15 protein-coding genes and 1 riboswitch are annotated in these 19,597 nt (G+C 65.7%); of the genes, 10 read left to right on the forward strand and 5 right to left on the reverse strand.

Going from position 1 to position 19,597, the window contains the following annotated elements; all coding sequences use genetic code 11:
• Positions 1-226: 226 nt before the first annotated feature.
• Complete coding sequence (locus tag ACZ1II_RS19170; RefSeq protein WP_465145178.1) at positions 227-2,404, forward strand: M3 family metallopeptidase; 2,178 nt, start codon at positions 227-229, stop codon at positions 2,402-2,404.
• A gap of 112 nt (positions 2,405-2,516) precedes the next feature.
• Here the strand turns inward: ACZ1II_RS19170 and ACZ1II_RS19175 are convergent, their stop codons facing one another.
• From ACZ1II_RS19175 to ACZ1II_RS19195, 5 genes are all read right to left on the reverse strand, one after another.
• On the reverse strand, positions 2,517-2,801 hold the full coding sequence (locus ACZ1II_RS19175; protein ID WP_465145179.1) for a GIY-YIG nuclease family protein: 285 nt from the start codon (positions 2,799-2,801) through the stop codon (positions 2,517-2,519).
• Positions 2,802-2,876: 75 nt separating this feature from the next.
• Complete coding sequence (locus ACZ1II_RS19180) at positions 2,877-3,656, reverse strand: ABC transporter ATP-binding protein (RefSeq protein WP_465145180.1); 780 nt, start codon at positions 3,654-3,656, stop codon at positions 2,877-2,879.
• Positions 3,653-4,621, reverse strand: coding sequence for a FecCD family ABC transporter permease (locus ACZ1II_RS19185; protein ID WP_465145181.1), 969 nt, complete (start codon positions 4,619-4,621; stop codon positions 3,653-3,655). The genes ACZ1II_RS19180 and ACZ1II_RS19185 overlap by 4 nt, the downstream gene beginning before the upstream one ends.
• A complete protein-coding gene (locus tag ACZ1II_RS19190; protein WP_465145182.1) occupies positions 4,618-5,541 on the reverse strand; it encodes an ABC transporter substrate-binding protein in 924 nt (307 codons plus the stop codon). Before ACZ1II_RS19190 ends, ACZ1II_RS19185 begins: the two co-directional genes overlap by 4 nt.
• Positions 5,542-5,575: 34 nt before the next feature.
• Complete coding sequence (locus ACZ1II_RS19195) at positions 5,576-7,408, reverse strand: TonB-dependent receptor domain-containing protein (RefSeq protein ID WP_465145183.1); 1,833 nt, start codon at positions 7,406-7,408, stop codon at positions 5,576-5,578.
• Between the two features lie 102 nt (positions 7,409-7,510).
• Positions 7,511-7,698: riboswitch (cobalamin riboswitch) on the reverse strand.
• Between the two features lie 211 nt (positions 7,699-7,909).
• Here ACZ1II_RS19195 and ACZ1II_RS19200 point away from each other — a divergent pair.
• The 9 genes from ACZ1II_RS19200 (at position 7,910) to ACZ1II_RS19240 (ending at position 19,566) form a co-directional block, all read left to right on the forward strand.
• Positions 7,910-9,031 (forward strand): cell wall hydrolase, encoded by a 1,122-nt coding sequence (locus ACZ1II_RS19200; RefSeq protein WP_465145184.1) that lies wholly within the window; start codon positions 7,910-7,912, stop codon positions 9,029-9,031.
• Positions 9,032-9,165: 134 nt separating this feature from the next.
• Positions 9,166-9,516, forward strand: coding sequence for a hypothetical protein (locus ACZ1II_RS19205; RefSeq protein WP_465145185.1), 351 nt, complete (start codon positions 9,166-9,168; stop codon positions 9,514-9,516).
• Positions 9,517-9,571: 55 nt separating this feature from the next.
• Positions 9,572-10,039, forward strand: a complete 468-nt coding sequence (locus tag ACZ1II_RS19210; protein WP_465145186.1) for a HEAT repeat domain-containing protein — start codon at positions 9,572-9,574, stop codon at positions 10,037-10,039.
• Between the two features lie 444 nt (positions 10,040-10,483).
• Positions 10,484-11,446 carry a malate dehydrogenase gene (mdh, locus tag ACZ1II_RS19215; RefSeq protein ID WP_465145187.1) on the forward strand — a complete coding sequence of 321 codons (963 nt, stop codon included), beginning with the start codon at positions 10,484-10,486 and terminating at the stop codon, positions 11,444-11,446.
• A gap of 170 nt (positions 11,447-11,616) precedes the next feature.
• Positions 11,617-12,507, forward strand: coding sequence for a succinate--CoA ligase subunit alpha (gene sucD, locus ACZ1II_RS19220; protein WP_465145188.1), 891 nt, complete (start codon positions 11,617-11,619; stop codon positions 12,505-12,507).
• A 191-nt stretch (positions 12,508-12,698) separates the two neighbouring features.
• Positions 12,699-15,548, forward strand: coding sequence for a 2-oxoglutarate dehydrogenase E1 component (locus ACZ1II_RS19225; protein ID WP_465145189.1), 2,850 nt, complete (start codon positions 12,699-12,701; stop codon positions 15,546-15,548).
• An 8-nt stretch (positions 15,549-15,556) separates the two neighbouring features.
• A complete protein-coding gene (gene odhB / locus ACZ1II_RS19230) occupies positions 15,557-16,786 on the forward strand; it encodes a 2-oxoglutarate dehydrogenase complex dihydrolipoyllysine-residue succinyltransferase (protein WP_465145190.1) in 1,230 nt (409 codons plus the stop codon).
• A gap of 117 nt (positions 16,787-16,903) precedes the next feature.
• Positions 16,904-18,304 (forward strand): dihydrolipoyl dehydrogenase, encoded by a 1,401-nt coding sequence (gene lpdA, locus ACZ1II_RS19235; protein ID WP_465145191.1) that lies wholly within the window; start codon positions 16,904-16,906, stop codon positions 18,302-18,304.
• Positions 18,305-19,140: 836 nt separating this feature from the next.
• Positions 19,141-19,566, forward strand: a complete 426-nt coding sequence (locus tag ACZ1II_RS19240; RefSeq protein ID WP_465147339.1) for a VOC family protein — start codon at positions 19,141-19,143, stop codon at positions 19,564-19,566.
• Positions 19,567-19,597 lie beyond the last annotated feature (31 nt).

The following is a 19,597-nucleotide window of genomic DNA, read 5'->3' on the forward strand; positions in this document are numbered from 1 at the left end:
TAACTTGATTGCGCTCCGGCGCGTATTCGTGTGCGGCAGGAAATGTCGTATACGTCATTTGCGCAATGTGCTTCCGCAGGCCCGACCTGCGCTTGCAACCCCCGGTTTTCTGCGCTTCAACCCCGCTCCTCGATTACCTCGGCAATCCATCCGTGCCGCTTCAGGGAGGCTGCCAGTCTTCCTTCGGCGACTTCCTTCCGATTGCCGAAGCCAGGAGAAAACGACGATGAAGACCCGGCTCATGGCCGCCGCCGCTCCCCTCGTGCTCGGTGCCGCCCTGCTTGGAGGATTTTCCGTGACGGCGATGGCGAAGACTGCGGGCGCGAAGACTGCTGAAAAGACCGCTGCTGCGGCGTACACCGGTCCCTTCGCCAAGCCCAGCGCGCTGCCGCTCCATGCCCCGGACTTCGCCCAGTACAAGGACGCCGACTGGCAACCCGCGATCGAGGCCGGCATTGCCGCCAAGCGCCGCGAGATTCGTGCCATCACCGTCGTCCGCTCGGTCCCGACCTTCGAGAACACGATCGTCGCGATGCAGCGCGCCGGCACCCTGTTCGACCGCGTCTACAACGTGTTCAGCCAGCTTACCTCGGCCAATACCAGCGACGCGCTCGATGCCGTCGATACGGCGGTCAGCCCGCAGATTTCCGCGCTGAACGACGACATCTATCTCGACGATGCGCTCTTCGCCCGCGTGAAGGCCGTCCATGACAGCGCGGAAGGGAAAGCCCTGACCGGCGAGGACGCCATGCTGCTGGCGACGACCTACGACAAGTTCGTCCACCGCGGCGCCCTGCTTTCAGCCGAGCAGAAGGTCGAGCTGAAGGCGATGAACCTTCAGATCGCCAAGCTGGAAACCGCGTTCTCGCAGAAGCTGACGATCGCCACCGCCGCCAAGGCACCGATCTTCGACAGCGCTGCCGAACTGGACGGTCTGTCGCAGGCCGAGATCGCCGCCGCCGCCAAGCTCGCTGCCGAGAAGGGCCATGCCGGCAAGTTCATGCTGGCCCTGGGCAACACCACCCAGCAGGCCGCGCTCACCAGCCTCAACAACCGCGCCAGCCGCAAGAAGCTGTGGGATGCCAGCGTGAACCGCACCTCGGGCGGCGACGAATACGACACCACCGCGATGGTCACCCAGATGGCGGTGCTGCGCGCGAAGAAGGCCAAGCTGCTCGGCGCGCCCGACTTCGCCACCTACCAGATGTACGACCGCATGGTGAAGACGCCCGAAAAGGCGATGGAATTCATGAAGGGCTTCGTCCCCGCCCTGCGCGCCACGCAGGACCGCGAAGCCGCCCTGCTCGAAGCCGCCGCAAAAGCTGACGGTCAGAATATCAAGCTGGAGCCGTGGGACTGGTCCTACTACGCCGAGAAGGTCCGCAAGGCGAAGTACGACCTCGATGAAAACCAGATCAAGCCCTACTTCGAAGTCTGGCGCACGCTGGAAGACGGCGTGTTCTATGCCGCCAACCAGACGTACGGCCTGACCTTCAAGCGCCGCACCGACCTGCCGGTCTATCACCCGACGATGCGCGCCTACGAAGTGTTCGACGCCGACGGCAAGTCGCTGGCGATCTTCTATTACGATCCCTTCGCGCGCTCCAACAAGAAGGGCGGCGCCTGGATGAACAACTACGTCGAGCAGTCCTACCTGCTCGGCGAGAAGCCGGTCGTCAGCAACACCCTGAACATCGCCCCGCCCGCCGATGGCGAACCCGCGCTCGCCAGCTTCGACGACGTGGAGACGATGTTCCACGAATTCGGCCACGCGCTGCACGGCTTCTTCGCCAGCCAGAAGTACCCCTCGCTCTCGGGCACCAACACCGCGACCGACTTCGTGGAGTTCCCCAGCCAGTTCAACGAGAACTTCGCGACGATCCCCTCGGTGCTGAACCACTATGCCAAGCACTACCAGACCGGCGCGACGATCCCGCCCGAACTGATCGCCAAGATCGAGGCGGCCAAGACCTTCAACCAGGGCTTCGCGCTGGGCGAGACGCTGTCGGCGGCGATGCTCGACATCCAGTGGCACCAGCTCTCGCCGGAAGAAGCCGCGCAGCCGCCGATGGCCTTCGAGGCGAAGGCGCTGGCCGCCACGGGTCTCAACACCGACCTGATCCCGCCGCGCTACAAGACCCCGTATTTCCGCCATATCTGGGACAACGGCTATGCCGCGGGCTATTACTCGTACATCTGGACCGAGATGCTGGCGCACGACGGCTGGGACTGGGTGGTCAAGCACGGCGGCATGACCCGCGCCAACGGCGACCATATCCGCAAGTCGTTCCTCGGCCAGGGCCACACGAAGGACTTCGCGGAACTCTACCGCGACTTCACCGGGCATGACCCGCAAGTCGAACCGATGCTGGAAGCGCGCGGTCTGGCGCCGAAGGCTCAGTAAGCCGGATTGAACTCTGCAAGACGCCGCTCCGGAAACGGGGCGGCGTTTCTGTATGCACCCTACCCCGTCATCCCAGCGAAAGCTGGGACCGCTGTCAGCCAAGCGCCACCCCTCAGAATAGAAGCTCAAAGAGATCGCTCCACGATGGATTGCGCTCTTCAATAAGCGCGATCTTCCAATCCCGCTTCCACGCCTTGAGCGCTTTCTCACGCTTTATCGCAGCAGCAATCTCACCATGCTCCTCGATCAGAACCAGCCGCTTCAGCCCATACTTCCGGCAAAAACCGGAACCCGTTCCCGCATGGTGCTGCATCATCCGCACGGCGAGATTGCCGGTCACGCCGATATAGAGAACGCCGCGCGGCTTGTTCGTGAGAATGTAGGTCCAGCCGCCCATCTCCGCAGCCTAGCGTAAACCGACAGCGGTCCCAGCTTTCGCTGGGATGACGACAGAGTTTTAATCCGGCGTCGTTTAAAACTGCTGCCGGAAATCCACCGCCAGCGGGGCCGGGGCGCCGATCGAGAGGGCGCGTTCGCCGGGGTCGCCGAGCCAGTGCGCCGGGCAGTTCCACACGCGGCTGACGACCTCGCGCGAGAGGGCCATTTCGGGCGGGCCTTCCGCCTCAACCCGGCCCTTGGCCAGCACCAGGACCTGATCGGCGTGGTTCATCGCCGTCGCCAGGTCGTGGAGGACGATCACCACGCCCTTCCCCGCCCGTGCCTGCTGGCGGAAGCGCTGCATCAGCGCGAGGCCGTGAGCGAGGTCGAGGCTGGCGAACGGCTCGTCGGCGAGCAGCCAGCCGGGCTGGGTCGCCAGCACACGGGCCATCAGCGCGCGGGCGCGTTCGCCGCCGGAGAGGGTCGAGACCGGACGGTGGCGCAGGTCCTGAAGGTCCATCGCGGCGATGGCGTCCTCGATCGCGGCCTGCGTCTCGGCGGCGGGAGCGCCGCGCCAGGGCAGGCGGCCGAGCGAGATCAGCACTTCCACCGAGACATCCCAGGCCACTTCCGGCGTCTGCGGCAGATAGCCGATCCACTGCGCGCGCTGGGCGAGCGAGACAGCGGTGAGCGCGCGCCCGCCCATCACCGCGCGCCCGGAATCGGGTTTGACCAGTCCGGCGATCACCGAAAGCAGCGTGGACTTGCCCGCGCCGTTAGGGCCGCAGATCGCGGTGATCATGCCCCGGCGGCAATTGAGCGAAACGCCGTCGAGGCGGCCTGCGACGGTAACGTTGTCGGCGCCGAAGCTCATGCCACCATCCCCCGCCGCATCTTCAGCAGCAGCCGCAGGAAGAACGGTGCGCCGAGCAGGCTGAGCGCGATGCCGAGGCGCAGTTCCCCGCCCGCGAGCGGCAAGATGCGGCAAAGGCAGTCGGCGAAGAGCAGCAGCAGCGCCCCCGCCACGGCGGAAGGCACGAGCAGCGAGGACGGCTTGCGGTCGGTCATCGGACGCACGAGATGCGGCACCATGAGGCCTACGAAGCCGATGATCCCGGCCACCGCCACGCCCGAACCGACGATCAGGCCGACGCCGAGGATCATCAGCGCCTGAAGTCGCAGCGGCTCCACGCCGAGCGAGCGGGCGGCCATCTCGCCGAGGGTCATCGCATCGAGGTCCCGCCCGGCGTAGAACAGCACGCCGAGGCCGGTCAGGGTCAGCGGCGTCGCGATCCAGACCTCGTGCCAGGAGCGGTCGGCCAGCGAACCCATCATCCAGGTGACGATCTCGCTCATGGCGAAGGGCGAAGGCGTGAGGCTGATCGCCAGGCTCATCAGCGCGCCCGCGAGGCTGGAGACCATCAGCCCGGCCAGCGTGAACAGCGCCACGCCGCCGCCGCGCCCGGCGATCAGCGCCAGCAGGGTCATCGCCCCGCCCGCGCCGATCAGCGCAAAGAGCGGCAGCATCCACGGTGCCGCGGCATAGCCGGTCCAGAAACTGAGCACCGCACCCAGCGCCGCCCCCGGTGCGATGCCGAACAGGCCCGGGTCGGCCAGCGGGTTGCGCAAGTAGCCCTGCATCGCCGCCCCCGCCGCGCCCAGACCCGCGCCAAGCACGAGCGCCAGCACCGCGCGCGGCAGGCGCAGTTGCACCAGGATCACCGAGGCGTTCTGAAGTTCCGGGGAAAAGGGGTTGATCCACACGCGGCCCGCCAGCAGCGACAAGGGCACCGCGACAAGGAGCGCGAGAGCCAGTAGCAGGACGAAACGCAGGTTCATGGCGAGAGAGAAACAGTCCTTTGGAGGATTGGCCTGTCAGCGAGGGGCTGCGCCGAACCCATCGCCCGCCGTGCCGCCGCCAGTTCGTCCAGCGCATGCGGGATCGTCGGCCCGCCGCACCACAGGATGGAGCGGCTCAGCATGAAACGCCGGGTACTGGTCAGCGCGGAAAGCGCCGGGTGGTGCAGCATTCGGTCCTCCTCGGCGAGCGGATCGCCTACCGCAAAGACCACGCGCGGCGGGTCCGCCAGCACGTGCTCCAGGGGCAGGAAATCGGCCTGGGAGAGGCCTCGCGCGCCGGCAACATTCGTAAAGCCGGTGTGCTGCATCATGTCAACGATCAGGGTCCGGTCGCCTGCTACCAGTCCACCGGATTCCCACATAAGTGCCGGAATTTTGCGATAACCCGAAGGCGCTGCGGTGCGGCGCAAGGCGGCATCGATGCGCGCCACCAGCCGCTCGCCGCGCTCGGGATGGCCCGCCAGACGCGCCAGTTCGCGCACCTGCTCGCGCGCGGAAGCGATGTCCGAAGCGATCGGCATCTTCACCAGACGATAGCCGAGCCGCTGGAACGCCCCCTCGCTCGCCGGATCGAGGAAGGCGCTGGCGACGACCACTTTCGGGCGGATCGTCGCCACTTCCTCCACCGTGCCCGAGATCGCGCGGTAGCGGTGCGCTTCGGCCATCGGCATCGAGCTGCTTTCCGGATCGCGGCTGTAGCTGGAAATCGCCAGCAACTGCCCCGGTCCGGTCACTTCTGCGAGGATCGCGTCGGTGCAGGGATTGAGCGAGACGATGGTGGGCTGCGCGTCGCTGCGCGCGCCCGTCACCGCCTCGCTCCCGGTACCGTCGCCGCACCCCGCCACCGCGCCGGAAAGACCCAGCACGGCGGCAAGAACGACAAGATTCCCGCGTTTCAAAGGCCTTCCCCTCCCTTGAGGGAAAGCTGCGGCGTCACATCTTCACCCGGACCCCGGCGTAAGCCGCGCGGCCCGGCGTGCCATAAGTCCGCACCACTTCGTAGTGCTCGTCGAACAGGTTCTCGACCCGGCCGTAGAGCTGGATGTTCTGCGTCACGTCGTAGGCCGCGCGCAGGCCGACCACGACATTGCCGCCGAGATAATAGGCGTTCGCCACGTCGTCATAGCGCCCCCCGCCCACGCGCAGATCCGCGCCGAGGCGGAAACCGTCCGACCAGTGCTTGTCGAGGCTGGCGTAGAGGTTGGTCTTGGGACGGCGGGCGAGCCGGGCGCCGGTGTCCTCGTTGGTGGCATCGAGATACGTGGCGGAAAGGCTCATGTCGAAGCCTTCCCAGTCGCTCACCTGCATGCCCAGTTCCACGCCCTTGGCGCGGGCGCGCCCGACGTTATAGTAGTTCCACTCGGCATAGTCGTAGTCGATCAGGTTCTTGGTCTTGCGGTCGAAGTAGGTGACCGAGAACGTGCCGTGCCCTTCCGCGAAGGGCTGCTCGACGCCCACGTCCCAGGACTTCGAGGTCTCGGGATCGAGCGCGCGGAAACCGGCATTGGTATAGAGCTGGTAGAGCGACGGCGCCTTGAAGCCCTCGCCGTAGCTGGCGCGCAGGATCGGCGCGCTCTCGCCGCCGCCGGTCACCCAGCCGCCGTTCGCCGAGAAGGTGGTCTTGTGGCCGAAGTCCGAATTGTCGTCGTAGCGCAGCCCGCCGTTCAGGGTCAGGCCGGTCAGCGGACGCAGGGTCAGCATGCCGAAGTAGCTGTCGATCGAGGTCGAATCCTTCGAACCGTAGTTGTCCGAGAACTTCTGCTTCTCGGTCTCGGCGCCGACGAGAAGGCTCGCCATCTCGATCGGCGTGAAGGAAACCTGCCCCTCGAAGCGGTCGGCGCGGCCATTGGTGGTATAGGGGCCGAAGACTTCGTCGTCCGAGATGCGGCGCGTGTCGGTAAGGCCGTAGCCCATGCGCGCGGTCAGGCGGCCATCAAGGCCCTTGTAGCGAAGGTTCGCATAACCCACCGTGTCGCGCTTCATGCCCACGTTCAGGGCATCGGCGCCGGTATTGTCGTAATCGTAGTTGGCCTTGGTCCAGTAGGTCCCGGCATCGGCGGAGAGGCCCTCCACCAGCTCGACTTCGGCGCGGGCATTGGCGCTCTTGCTCTCGAAGCCGTCCTTCTCCTTGCCGCCGAGGCGTTCGTCGAAGGCCGAATAGCCGTCGCCCTTGAGCCAGTTTCCGCCGAGCGTCAGCCCGACCGGCCCCACCTTGCCCGCCGCCGAGGCGCCGAGCTGCTTCTGGTCGCGCCAGCCGTACTCGGCCTGGCCGCGCGCGGTCCACTCGTCGGTCGGGCGCGCGGTGATGAGGTTGATCACGCCGCCGATGGCGCGGCTGCCCCAGAGCACGCCCGAGGAACCGCGCACCACTTCGATGCGGTCGAACTGGCCGACGGTCAGGCTGCCGAAGTCGAAGCCGCCGCCGACATCGCCCGGATCGTTGATCCGCACGCCGTCGATCAGCACCAGGCTCTGGGCGTTCTCGGCGCCGCGGATGAAGACGCTGGCGGGCTGGCCGAAGCCGCCGGACTGGGTGAAGGTCACGCCCGGCAGGCGTGCCAGAATGTCGGTCGCGGTGACCGCCTGGGTGCGCTCGATATCCTCGCGGGTGACGACCGAGACAGACTGGCCGATCTCGCTCACCGGCGTTTCGGTGCGCGTCGCGGTGACAACGATATTGTCGATGGCCGCCTCGTCCGCAAATGCGGGGGTGACAACGGGGGTAGAGACCGCAAGGGCGGTGCCCAGCAGAAACAGGTACTTCACGCGTATTCCTCCAACCTGAACGACTTGTGCCGTCCATGGCGGAGCCGCGCGCGTTTTCCTTCGCGCGTCTGCTCGCTGCATGCCGGGACACCCCGCCCGGCTGCGGAACGACCGTCAAAGGCAGGTCTCCTGGCTCCCGGATCGTCGCGCCGCTCCCGCCTTCCCGGTGTGACCCAGTGGCATCGCTTGGAAGGGGCGCTCCCCGGTCACAGTTGCGGGGGCAGCTTCGGACTTGCGCCGAATTCCCTTTTGAGGCCCGATTGCGGGCCACCCATGACGTATCGCGCGAATTACCGGGCGATGCGGGGATTGGCAAGCGGTGCGGAAAGCGCGGTGCTCGGGCATCGCCGGGGCAAATCCCCAAGAAAGTCTTAAGCGATTCACGCTATCCCTCCCGGCTGTACCGCTTCGGGACGCGCCGATCTGGGCAGATGCCGAGCGCGCCGAAGCAGAGTAGGCGCGAAGTGCGCCTCGTTGAAGCCGCGCCCGAGAGGACCCGAATTGACCGCTGCCGCCCTTCCCTCCTGCCCCGAAACCTGGGAGCCGCGCCCGCGCGATTTCCAGGGGAATTTCGTGCGCGGCGGACGGCGGCGGCTCCAGCGGCGGCGTCGCCGTTGGTCGCTCGGCGCGGCGGCGCTCGTGGCCGTGGCCCTGCCCGCCTTCGCCTCGCCGCCGCTCACCGGATGGGACGGCTTCACCGTAGCGGGGGCCGAAACCGCGCAGCCGCCGGTGCTGCCGATGCCCTTCGAGCAGGCGGGCGCCAGCTTCCCCGGCTCGGCCTATTACTATCTCGAAGCCGAACAGCCGGTGCTGAAGATCGGCGAAGGCATCCATTCAGACGCGGAGTATGCGGCGAGCGGCCCCGTCGCCCGCGCCTTCCGGATCGACAACTCCGGCGTCGACCGCAGCCGCGCGCTCCAGTGCCTCACCGCCGCGATCTATTACGAGGCCGCCAGCGAACCGGACGGCGGCCAGCGCGCAGTGGCGCAAGTCGTGCTCAACCGCGTGGCCCATCCGGCCTATCCCAAGACCGTCTGCGGCGTCGTCTACCAGGGCTCGGAGCGGCCGACCGGCTGCCAGTTCTCCTTTACCTGCGACGGCTCGCTGGCCCGCGCCCCGCAGCGATATTTCTGGCAGCGGGCAGAGGATGTCGCCCGCGCCGCGCTGTCCGGCTACGTCTACGCGCCGATCGGGCTGGCGACGCATTACCACACGATCCAGGTCAATCCCTACTGGGCGCCGAGCCTCCACTACCTGACGACGATCGGCGCGCATCGCTTCTATGCCTTCAACGGCGCGGCGGGGAACCCGGCCTCGTTCCGCTTCGCCTATCTCGGCGGCGAACCGCTCGCCGCCCCGCATCGCCGCGACGATTCCGCCGCCAGCGCCCTCGCCAATGCCGCGCTCGACCCGCTGGCGGTGCAGCGCGCCTTCGAGGCTTCCGCACCTGCGCGGCTAGAGACGGTGACGGCACCCGCAGCCCCGGCTCAGGCCCCGCTCTATTCCAGCGACGTGCGCGAACGCGGCGGCGAGGACCTCTACCGCGCCCGCAACCTGCCGGAAGCGACCGTCCGTCCGGAATATGCCAATTCCGGCAAATGGATCGCCCAGCCCACACATTGAGAGTAAACCTCCGGTGTCGGCGGCAAGGTTTTAGCAACCATAGGCTCTCACCAAGGCTTAGCGGCTTCCTCCTATAAAGAGCCTCCGGGACGCCGCCCCTGAGCGTCTCCAAGAAACGAGGCGCACTTCTCACCATGGCAATCCGCTTTTCCGCCGCCCGGAATGGCTCCTGTCCCGTGCTCGTGCGCGCGCTCTGCCCCTCGGTGCCGCTCTGCGCCGCCAACGACAATTCCCCGGCCCGCGCTCGCCTGCACCGCCGCATTCGCGAAGCGACGGCGGATACCGCCAACGAGCGCATCTTCGCCGAGGCCCTGCGCCACTTCGCCCGCCACGGCCTCTCCGCCGCCGCCCATGCCCGCGCCCATGCCGCCGCCGCCCGCCTCGCCGGGGACGAAGTGTCCTGCACCTGGTGGATCGCCATCTGCCGCCAGCTCGACCGCCGCATGGCCGACGCCTTCGCCCAGCGCATCGCCCGGAACGGGTGAGGACGTTCGATAAGACGCGATGGCCCAACGCCCGCCTCAATGGCATCATCACACCATGAGCGAGCGCTATCTTCCACCATCCGATTTCCTCCAGGCGATCATCGACGACACCGTCCCTTTCGGCGATCCCGACTTCGGTGAAACCAACCTGATGCGGCTCATGGAAATGACGCGCGATCGCGATCCATCCAATCGCGACTGGGCCACCATGCTTCTGTCGCAACTCGAACTCGACCGACCGGATGTTCGCGAAACGTTGATCGGCGCAACTGCGGACGAGGAACCTGCCGTCCGCGCGGAGGCACTACTGGGGATCGCCATGCTCGACCGTGCCGTCGCCCTGCCCCTCGTAAAGCGGGAACTGGCGGGCGACGCCATCAGCATGCCCCTTCTCGAAGCCGCCATTCTGGTCGCGGACGCTTCCCTGACTGACGACCTCGAAGCATTTTCAGCTCCTTCCAGCAACACCTTGCTCGATGGCCTGGTGAGCGAAGCGATCGAGGCCTGCCGCTCCAACCCATAGGACGCGGCAACATTCCGCAAGACCGGCGACACCCGCCGTTCAGTTCCTCCCTCTACAATAGCCTAAACCTCAACCGCGCGGCGCGACCGTCTGCCCTTTCCTCGGGGCGACTCGCCTGCGGGGACGCTTGCCCGTCATCGGGGCGTGCGAGAGACTGAGACCGAATGCGAGGGATGCAATCTGCGCCCCGACGGTTGCGGAAAAGAGGCCGAAACCTGCGTTTCGGGCCGCGATTTCCGCGCACTTCCGTGACTTATTGCAATTGCGAACTATTATCAGTAAAAAGCGACGCATGAGCCTTTCCCGCAGGCTTTTCCCGGTTGCAATGTCGGTTCGGGGGGCGTAGGCCGCCCCTCGTTGAACACCGGCGCCTGCCTCAGCGGGACAAGAGCAGGCCGCCTTTTCGTCCGTAGGTCCCGCCTTTGGGAAGGACAAGCAAGCATCATGGCTCGTAAGAAGATTGCCCTCATCGGCGCCGGCAACATCGGCGGCACCCTCGCGCACCTCGCCGCGCAGAAGGAACTGGGCGACATCGTCCTCTTCGACGTTGCCGAAGGTCTGCCGCAGGGCAAGGCGCTCGACCTGTCGCAGTGCGGCCCGGTCGAAGGCTTCGACGCCAAGATCACCGGCACCAACGACTATGCCGACATCGCCGGCGCCGACGTCATCATCGTCACCGCCGGTGTCGCCCGCAAGCCCGGCATGAGCCGCGACGACCTGCTGGGCATCAACCTCAAGGTGATGAAGTCGGTCGGCGAAGGCATCGCCGCCAATGCACCCGACGCTTTCGTGATCTGCATCACCAACCCGCTCGACGCGATGGTCTGGGCGCTGCGCGAATTCTCGGGCCTGCCCGCGAACAAGGTCGTCGGCATGGCCGGCGTGCTCGACTCGGCCCGCTTCTCGACCTTCCTCGCCTGGGAATTCGGTGTCTCGATCCGCGACGTGAACACTTTCGTGCTCGGCGGCCACGGCGACACCATGGTCCCGGTCGTGCAGTACTCGACCGTCAACGGCATCCCGGTTCCCGACCTCATCAAGCAGGGCCGCACCACCCAGGAAAAGATCGACGCGATCGTACAGCGCACCCGTTCGGGCGGCGGCGAGATCGTCGGCCTGCTCAAGACCGGCTCGGCCTTCTACGCCCCTGCCGCCTCGGGCATCGCCATGGCCGAAGCCTACCTCAACGACCAGAAGCGCATCCTGCCGATCGCCGCTTACGTCGACGGCCAGTACGGCGTTGACGGTCTCTACGTCGGCGTTCCCGCCGTGATCGGCGCCAACGGCGTCGAGGAAATCGTCGAGATCGCTCTGGACGACGAAGCCAAGGCCAATCTCCAGGTCTCGGTCGACGCGGTCAAGGAACTGCTGGTCGCCTGCAAGGGCATCGACCCCTCGCTGGCCTGATCCGAACAATGACGGCCCCGCCCGCCCCGTGATCGCACGGGGCGGGCGGGGTCTTCGGCCATTCGGCCGTTGATTTTAACACTGGGGCGGTTGCACTTCGCGGAATTTGCGCCATGGCGCTACTCAAGCCGGAATCGGCCTACACCAGGAACAGGAATTAGGATCGACCTATGTCCATTCTCGTCGACAAGAACACCAAGGTCATTACCCAGGGTATGACCGGCAAGACCGGCAGCTTCCACACCGAAGCCGCGCTGGCCTACGGCACCCAGATGGTTGCCGGCGTCACCCCCGGCAAGGGCGGCACCAGCCACCTTGACCTGCCCCAGTACGACACCGTCGCCGAAGCCAAGGCCGCGACCGGCGCCACCGCCTCGTGCATCTACGTGCCGCCCGCAGGCTGCGCCGACGCCATCCTCGAAGCGATCGACGCCGAGATGGAACTGATCGTCGCGATCACCGAAGGCGTTCCGGTTCTCGACATGGTTCGCGTGAAGCGCGCCCTTTCGGGTTCGAAGTCGCGCCTGATCGGCCCGAACTGCCCCGGCGTTCTCACCCCCGGCGAATGCAAGATCGGCATCATGCCCGGCAGCATCTTCTCCAAGGGTTCGGTCGGCGTCGTCTCGCGCTCGGGCACGCTCACCTATGAAGCCGTGTTCCAGACCACCAACGCCGGCCTCGGCCAGACCACCGCAGTCGGCATCGGCGGCGACCCGGTCAACGGCACCAACTTCATCGACGTGCTGGAACTGTTCCTGGCCGACGACGCCACCAAGTCGATCATCATGATCGGCGAAATCGGCGGCAGCGCCGAAGAAGAAGCGGCCCAGTTCCTCAAGGACGAAGCCAAGCGTGGCCGCAAGAAGCCGATGGTCGGCTTCATCGCCGGTCGCACGGCGCCTCCGGGCCGCCGCATGGGCCACGCCGGTGCCATCGTCTCGGGCGGCCAGGGCGGCGCCGAAGACAAGATCGCAGCCATGGAAGAAGCAGGCATCCGTGTCTCGCCTTCGCCGTCGCTGCTGGGTGAAACCCTTGTGGAAGTCCTCAAGGAAATCGCCTGATCCATCCCCGCGGGCGGCGCGGTGTCCTTCGGGACCTGTGCCGCCTTGCGGACCCACATGACCATCCGGCGCGTTGGCGCGAGCGGATGCGATGCGAACGAACCGGCCCCTCCCCCCTTTCGGGACCATCGGTCGCTATAACAGATTTGGCAGCGCCGGCCGTTTTCCGGCGCGACAAAAGGTGACACCCGATGGGCGACGAAAGTTTCGACTTCACCCCCGATGATATCCTCGACGGCCCGCAGGCCGGTCCGAGCTGGCAACGCAAGAACTGGCCGCTCGTCGGCGCCGAGTTCGAGGACGACCTGACCCAGGGCCTCGACCCCAGCGCCCTCAAGGTCAAGATCGAGAAGGCCGCCGCCAAGGGCGGTCAGAAGGTCGATCAGTCCCGCATAGACGAAGCCGCGGCCGATGCCATCCGCGCCATGATGCTGATCCGCACCTATCGCGTGCGCGGTCACCTGGCTGCCGAACTCGACCCGCTCGGCCTCAACCAGCGCCAGCTTCCCGCCGACCTTACCCCCGAATACCACGGCTTCGTAGGCGCCGCGCAGGACCGTCAGGTCTATGTCGGCGGTGCGCTCGGCCTGGAGTGGGCGACCGTCCGCGAGATCGTGCAGATCCTGCGCGCGAACTATTGCGGCAAGGTCGGCCTCGAATACATGCACATCGCCGATGTCGAGGAACGCCGTTTCCTCCAGGAGCGGATGGAAGGCGCCGACAAGGAAATCGAGTTCACCCCCGAAGGCAAGAAGGCCATCCTTCAGGCCGTCGTGCGCGGTGAGCAGTACGAGAAGTTCCTCGGCAAGAAGTACGTCGGCACCAAGCGCTTCGGCCTTGACGGCGGCGAGGCCATGATCCCGGCGCTCGAAGCCGTGATCAAGTACGGCGGCACGCTGGGCGTGAAGGAAATCGTGTACGGCATGGCCCACCGCGGCCGCCTGAACGTGCTCGCGAACGTCCTTGCCAAGCCCTACAAGGTGATCTTCCACGAGTTCTCGGGCGGCACCGCCAACCCCGAAGACGTGGGCGGCTCGGGCGACGTGAAGTACCACCTCGGCACTTCGGCCGACCGTGAGTTCGACGGCATCAAGGTCCACATGAGCCTGATGCCCAACCCGTCGCACCTCGAAACCGTCGATCCGGTCGTGCTCGGCAAGGTCCGCGCCTACCAGACCATCGCCGACGACATCGGCGACGACATCGGTCCGGGCGCCAAGCACAAGCAGGTCCTGCCGGTCCTGATCCACGGTGACGCGGCCTTCGCCGGCCAGGGCATCATCTGGGAGTGCTTCGGCCTCTCGGGCGTGAAGGGCTACAACACCGGCGGTTGCATCCACTTCATCATCAACAACCAGATCGGCTTCACGACGAGCCCGCAGTTCGCGCGCAACTCGCCGTACCCGTCCGACGTGGCCAAGGGCGTCCAGGCCCCGATCCTGCACGTCAACGGCGACGATCCGGCTGCCGTGACTTTCGCGTGCAAGCTTGCGATCGACTATCGCCAGACCTTCGGCCGCGACATCGTGATCGACATGTGGTGCTATCGCCGCTTCGGCCACAACGAAGGCGACGAGCCCGGTTTCACGCAGCCGCTGATGTACCAGAAGATCCGCCAGCACCCGCCGGTCAGCAAGATCTACGGCGATCGCCTGAAGCAGGAAGGCGTCATCGACGACGCATTCCTGTCGCAGACGGAAGCGGAGTTCACCGCGCACCTCGAAGACCAGTTCGAGGCGGCCAAGACCTACAAGTCCAACCAGGCCGACTGGTTCTCGGGCCAGTGGAGCGGCTTCCACAAGCCCGCCGATCCCGAAACCGCGCGCCGCAACGTCGACACCACGATCGAGAACAAGCTGTTCGACAGCCTCGGCCGTACCCTGACCACGGTTCCCGAAGGCCTGACCGTCCACAAGACGCTGGCCCGCGTGCTCGCGGCCAAGGAAGAGATGTTCAAGTCGGGCGACGGCTTCGACTGGGCCACGGCGGAAGCACTCGCTTTCGGCAGCCTCGTCACCGAAGGCTACAACGTGCGCCTCTCGGGCCAGGACTGCGAACGCGGCACCTTCTCGCAGCGTCACTCGGTCTGGGTCGACCAGACGGACGAGCGCAAGTACACGCCGCTGACCACCCTGCCCCACGGCCGCTTCGAAGTGCTGAACTCGACGCTGTCGGAATATGGCGTGCTCGGCTTCGAGTACGGCTTTGCCAGCGCCGATCCGAAGACGCTGGTGCTCTGGGAAGCGCAGTTCGGCGACTTCGCCAACGGTGCGCAGATCATCATCGACCAATACGTCGCCTCGGCCGAGTCCAAGTGGCTGCGCGCCAACGGCCTCGTCATGCTGCTGCCCCACGGCTACGAAGGCCAGGGACCGGAGCACTCGTCGGCCCGTCTGGAACGTTACCTGCAGCTCTGCGCGCAGGACAACATCCAGGTCTGCAACATCACGACGCCCGCGAACTACTTCCACGTTCTGCGCCGTCAGATGCACCGCCCGTTCCGCAAGCCGCTGATCATCATGACCCCGAAGTCGCTGCTCCGCCACCCGCTGGCGAAGTCGGCTGCCTCGGAGTTCACCAGCGGCACCTTCTCGCGCATCCTGTCCGACCCCAAGGGTTCGGAAGACGCCGCGACCAAGAAGGTCATCCTGTGCTCGGGCAAGGTCTTCTACGACCTGCTCGAAGCCCGCGATGCCGCCGAGATCGACGATACCCAGATCATCCGCATCGAGCAGCTCTATCCCTTCCCGGGCGAGCCGCTGGCCAAGCGCCTTGCGCGCATGCCGAACCTCGAAGAGGTCGTGTGGTGTCAGGAAGAACCGCAGAACAACGGTTCCTGGTTCTTCGTCGAATCGCAGATCGAGGCTGCCGCCATCGAAGCAGGCGTGGCCCAGCCCCGTCCGCGCTACGCCGGCCGCAATGCCTCGGCCTCGCCGGCCACCGGTCTCGCCAAGCGCCACGTTGCCGAACAGGCCGCGCTGGTTGCCGACGCGCTGCATCTTTCCGTTCGTTCCGAACTCCGTCGCAAGCAGAAGGCTTGAGATAAATCATGACCACCGAAGTCAAGGTCCCCGTCCTTGGGGAATCCGTCGCCGAAGCCACCATCGGCCAATGGCTGAAGCAGCCCGGCGAAGCCGTTGCCGCTGACGAGCCCATCGCCAGCCTCGAGACCGACAAGGTCGCGATCGACGTCATGGCGCCCCACGCGGGCGTCATGGGCCAGCAGATCGCCAAGGAAGGCGACACCGTCGTCGTCGGCGCCCTGATCGCCACGATCGAAGAAGGCACCGGCGGTGCCGCGGCTCCGGCGCCTGCCGCCGCCGCCGCGCCTGCCCCGGCCGCTGCTGCCGTCGCTCCGGCCCCGGCCGCCAGCGCCACCGCCGCTGACGAAGGTTCGGCCGGTTCCTCGGTCCTCTCGCCGGCCGTGCGCCGCGCGATCCTGGAACACGGCATCGACCCGGCGACCATCAAGGGCACCGGCAAGGACGGCCGCATCACCAAGGACGACGTCCTCGAAGCGGCCAAGAACAAGCCCGCCTCGGCCCCTGTCGCAGCCTCCGCTGCCGCTGCTCCCGCAGCCCGCAGCGAGGAACGCGTCAAGATGACGCGCCTGCGCCAGACCATCGCCAAGCGCCTGAAGTCCGCGCAGGACAACGCCGCGCTTCTCACCACCTTCAACGACGTCGACATGTCGGCCGTCATCGAAGCGCGCGAGAAGTACAAGGACGTGTTCCAGAAGAAGCACGGCATCAAGCTCGGCTTCATGTCGTTCTTCGCCAAGGCTTCGGTCCTCGCGCTCAAGGACATCCCGGCCGTCAACGCGCAGATCGACGGTGACGAGATCGTCTACCACGACTACGTCGACATCTCGGTCGCCGTCTCGGCTCCGAACGGCCTCGTCGTTCCGGTCGTCAAGGACTGCGACAAGCTGGGCTTCGCGGGCATCGAGAAGGCCATTGCCGAATTCGGCAAGAAGGCCAAGGAAGGCACGCTGACCATGGCCGACATGACCGGCGGCACCTTCACCATCTCGAACGGCGGCGTGTTCGGCGGTCTGATGTCGACCCCGATCATCAACCCCCCGCAGTCGGCCGTGCTCGGCCTGCACCGCATCGAGGACCGCGCTGTCGTTCGTAACGGCGAGATCGTGATCCGCCCGATGATGTACATCGCGCTGTCTTACGACCACCGCATCATCGACGGCCGCGAAGCCGTCACCGCGCTCAAGACCATCAAGGAAGCGATCGAGGACCCCACCCGTCTCCTCATCGACCTCTGAGCCGAAATACCCCGTCCGCCCCGATCCTGGTCGGGCGGGGTTTTCACATGAAATAAAATAACTATTTTCCGCTCGTGCATGATCCAGTGCGAAGCATGAGCGTACGGAGGCCTGAACATGGCTGATTACGATTACGACGTCCTTGTCATCGGTGCCGGCCCCGGCGGCTATGTCGCAGCGATCCGCGCCGCGCAGCTCGGTCTGAAGACCGCCTGCGCCGAAGGCCGCGAAACGCTGGGCGGCACCTGCCTCAACGTCGGCTGCATTCCCTCGAAGGCCCTGCTCCACGCTTCGGAATACTTCGAAGCGGCGAAGGAAGGCGGCTCGATGGCCAAGATGGGCATCAAGGTCACGCCCGAGCTGGACCTCGACACCATGCAGGGCCAGCGCCTCGACGCGGTGAAGGGCCTGACCGGCGGCATCGAATTCCTGTTCAAGAAGAACAAGATCGACTGGCTGAAGGGCTATGCCCAGTTCAAGGACGCGCACAGCGTAGAAGTTGCGGGCAAGACCGTGACGGCCAAGAACATCGTGATCGCCACCGGCTCCTCGGTCACGCCGCTTCCGGGCGTCGAGATCGACAACGCGGGCGGCGTGGTCGTGGACTCGACCGGCGCGCTCGAACTGAAGGCCGTTCCCAAGAAGATGGTCGTCATCGGCGGCGGCGTGATCGGCCTCGAACTCGGTTCGGTCTGGCGCCGTCTCGGCGCGGAAGTCACCGTCGTCGAGTTCCTCGACCAGCTCCTGCCGGGCATGGACGGCGAAGTGCGCCGTGAAGCCGGCAAGATCTTCAAGAAGCAGGGCATGATTCTGAAGCTCGGCACCAAGGTCACCGGCGTGACCGTCGAAGGCAAGACCGCCAAGGTCACCGTGGAACCCGCCAAGGGCGGCGATGCGGAAGTCATCGAAGCCGACGTCGTGCTGGTCTCGATTGGCCGCCGTCCCAACACCGAAGGCCTTGGCCTTGGCAACATCGGCCTCGAACTGAACGCCCGCGCGCAGATCGAGACCGACCACGACTTCGCCACCAAGGTGGACGGCGTCTGGGCCATCGGCGACGTGATCGCCGGCCCGATGCTCGCCCACAAGGCCGAAGACGAAGGCATCGCCGTCGCCGAGAACATCGCGGGCCTGACCGGCATCGTGAACCATGACGTGATTCCGGGCGTGGTCTATACCCAGCCGGAATTCGCGGGCGTCGGCCTCACCGAGGAAGCCGCCAAGGAACGCGGTGCCATCAAGGTCGGCAAGTTCCCGATGCTCGCCAACTCGCGCGCCAAGACCAACCACGAGCCGGATGGCTTCGTGAAGGTGATCGCCGATGCCGAGACCGACCGCGTCCTCGGCGTGTGGTGCATCGCCTCGGTGGCGGGCACGATGATCGGCCAGGCCGCGCAGGCCATGGAATTCGGCGCGACCTCGGAAGACATCGCCTACACCTGCCACGCACACCCGACCCACTCGGAAGCGATCAAGGAAGCGGCCATGGCCGTCCTGGGCAAGCCGATCCACATCTGATCGGCGGCTTTCCTCAAGGGTTAAGAAAAGACCGGCGGTGCGCAAGCATCGCCGGTCTTTTCGTTTCGGCACGCCTGTTGGCGGTCGTCGTTACCGGCAGGAAAGAAGAATGGTTCACGCAGAAACACGGAGGCGCAGAGAGGTCGCGCTTGCGGCAAAGCCGCGTTTCTTTTCAACGTCGCGAATTCCGCTGCGTTCGAAGAAGAAAATGCGCGGCGCCCTTACGCAACACCTTTGCGCCTCCGCGCCTCTGTGTGAATCTCTATTTCTTCTTTCGCCGACATTGCGGTCATCGACAGGATTGATCCGCCCAGCCTAATGCACTTGCTGCAGCACTTCGGAGGGTTTGAGAATGCGCTTTTTGCGTTGGGCGTGGAACGTGCAGATATCGACGACAGCAAGGGCACTTATAGCGGTGCTTTCCTTAGGCGTATGCATTGGCCTGTTGATCACTGGGCCTTTGTTGACCGATCACGTAAGCGAAGAATCTGTATTCGTAAATTTGACCGTGGCGATGGGAATAATCGGGATTGTCGCGGGCGTTAGCTGTGTCTCGAAATGGCTTCGCGACCGAGGAATTGTTCGATGACAGGGATGCGCTTGCAACACAGCTATCTTGCGGACCTATTTCAAAAAACCCGTAATTCCTGCCGTCATCCCGAACTTGTTTCAGGATCTATCATGCCGACCGCTCTGTACCTAGATCGAAAAACCGAAACCTCAGCTTACTTCTAGACGCTCCAGCGCCAATGGAATGATGGATCCTGAAACAAGTTCAGGATGACGGACGGGTGATATCCATGGCATCCCCTCGCCATCCCCGCTATCTCACTCCCATGACCCTGCGCCCGTTCCACCTCGCCTTTCCCGTCCACGATCTCGACGCCGCGCGGGCGTTCTGGGGCGGCGTCATGGGATGCCGCGAGGGGCGCAGCAGTGCGGCCTGGGTCGACTTCGACTTTAACGGCCACCAGATCGTCGCCCATCTCGTGCCGGGCATGGCGCGCGGGGATGCCGGGTCCAATCCGGTCGACGGCCACGGCGTGCCGGTGCCGCATTTCGGGATCGTGCTGGCGATGGAGGACTGGCAGGCCCTCGCCGACCGCCTGCGCGAGGCAGGAACGGCGTTCGGCATCGAACCCTATATCCGCTTCGCCGGACAGGCGGGCGAGCAGGCGACGATGTTCTTCCGCGACCCTTCCGGCAATGCCATCGAGATGAAGGCCTTCGCCGACCTCGGCCAGCTTTTCGCCACCGATTGAGCCTCTCGAAGACCGCCAAATTCAACCGCTG

This window comes from Novosphingobium sp. BL-S-20, assembly GCF_055521635.1.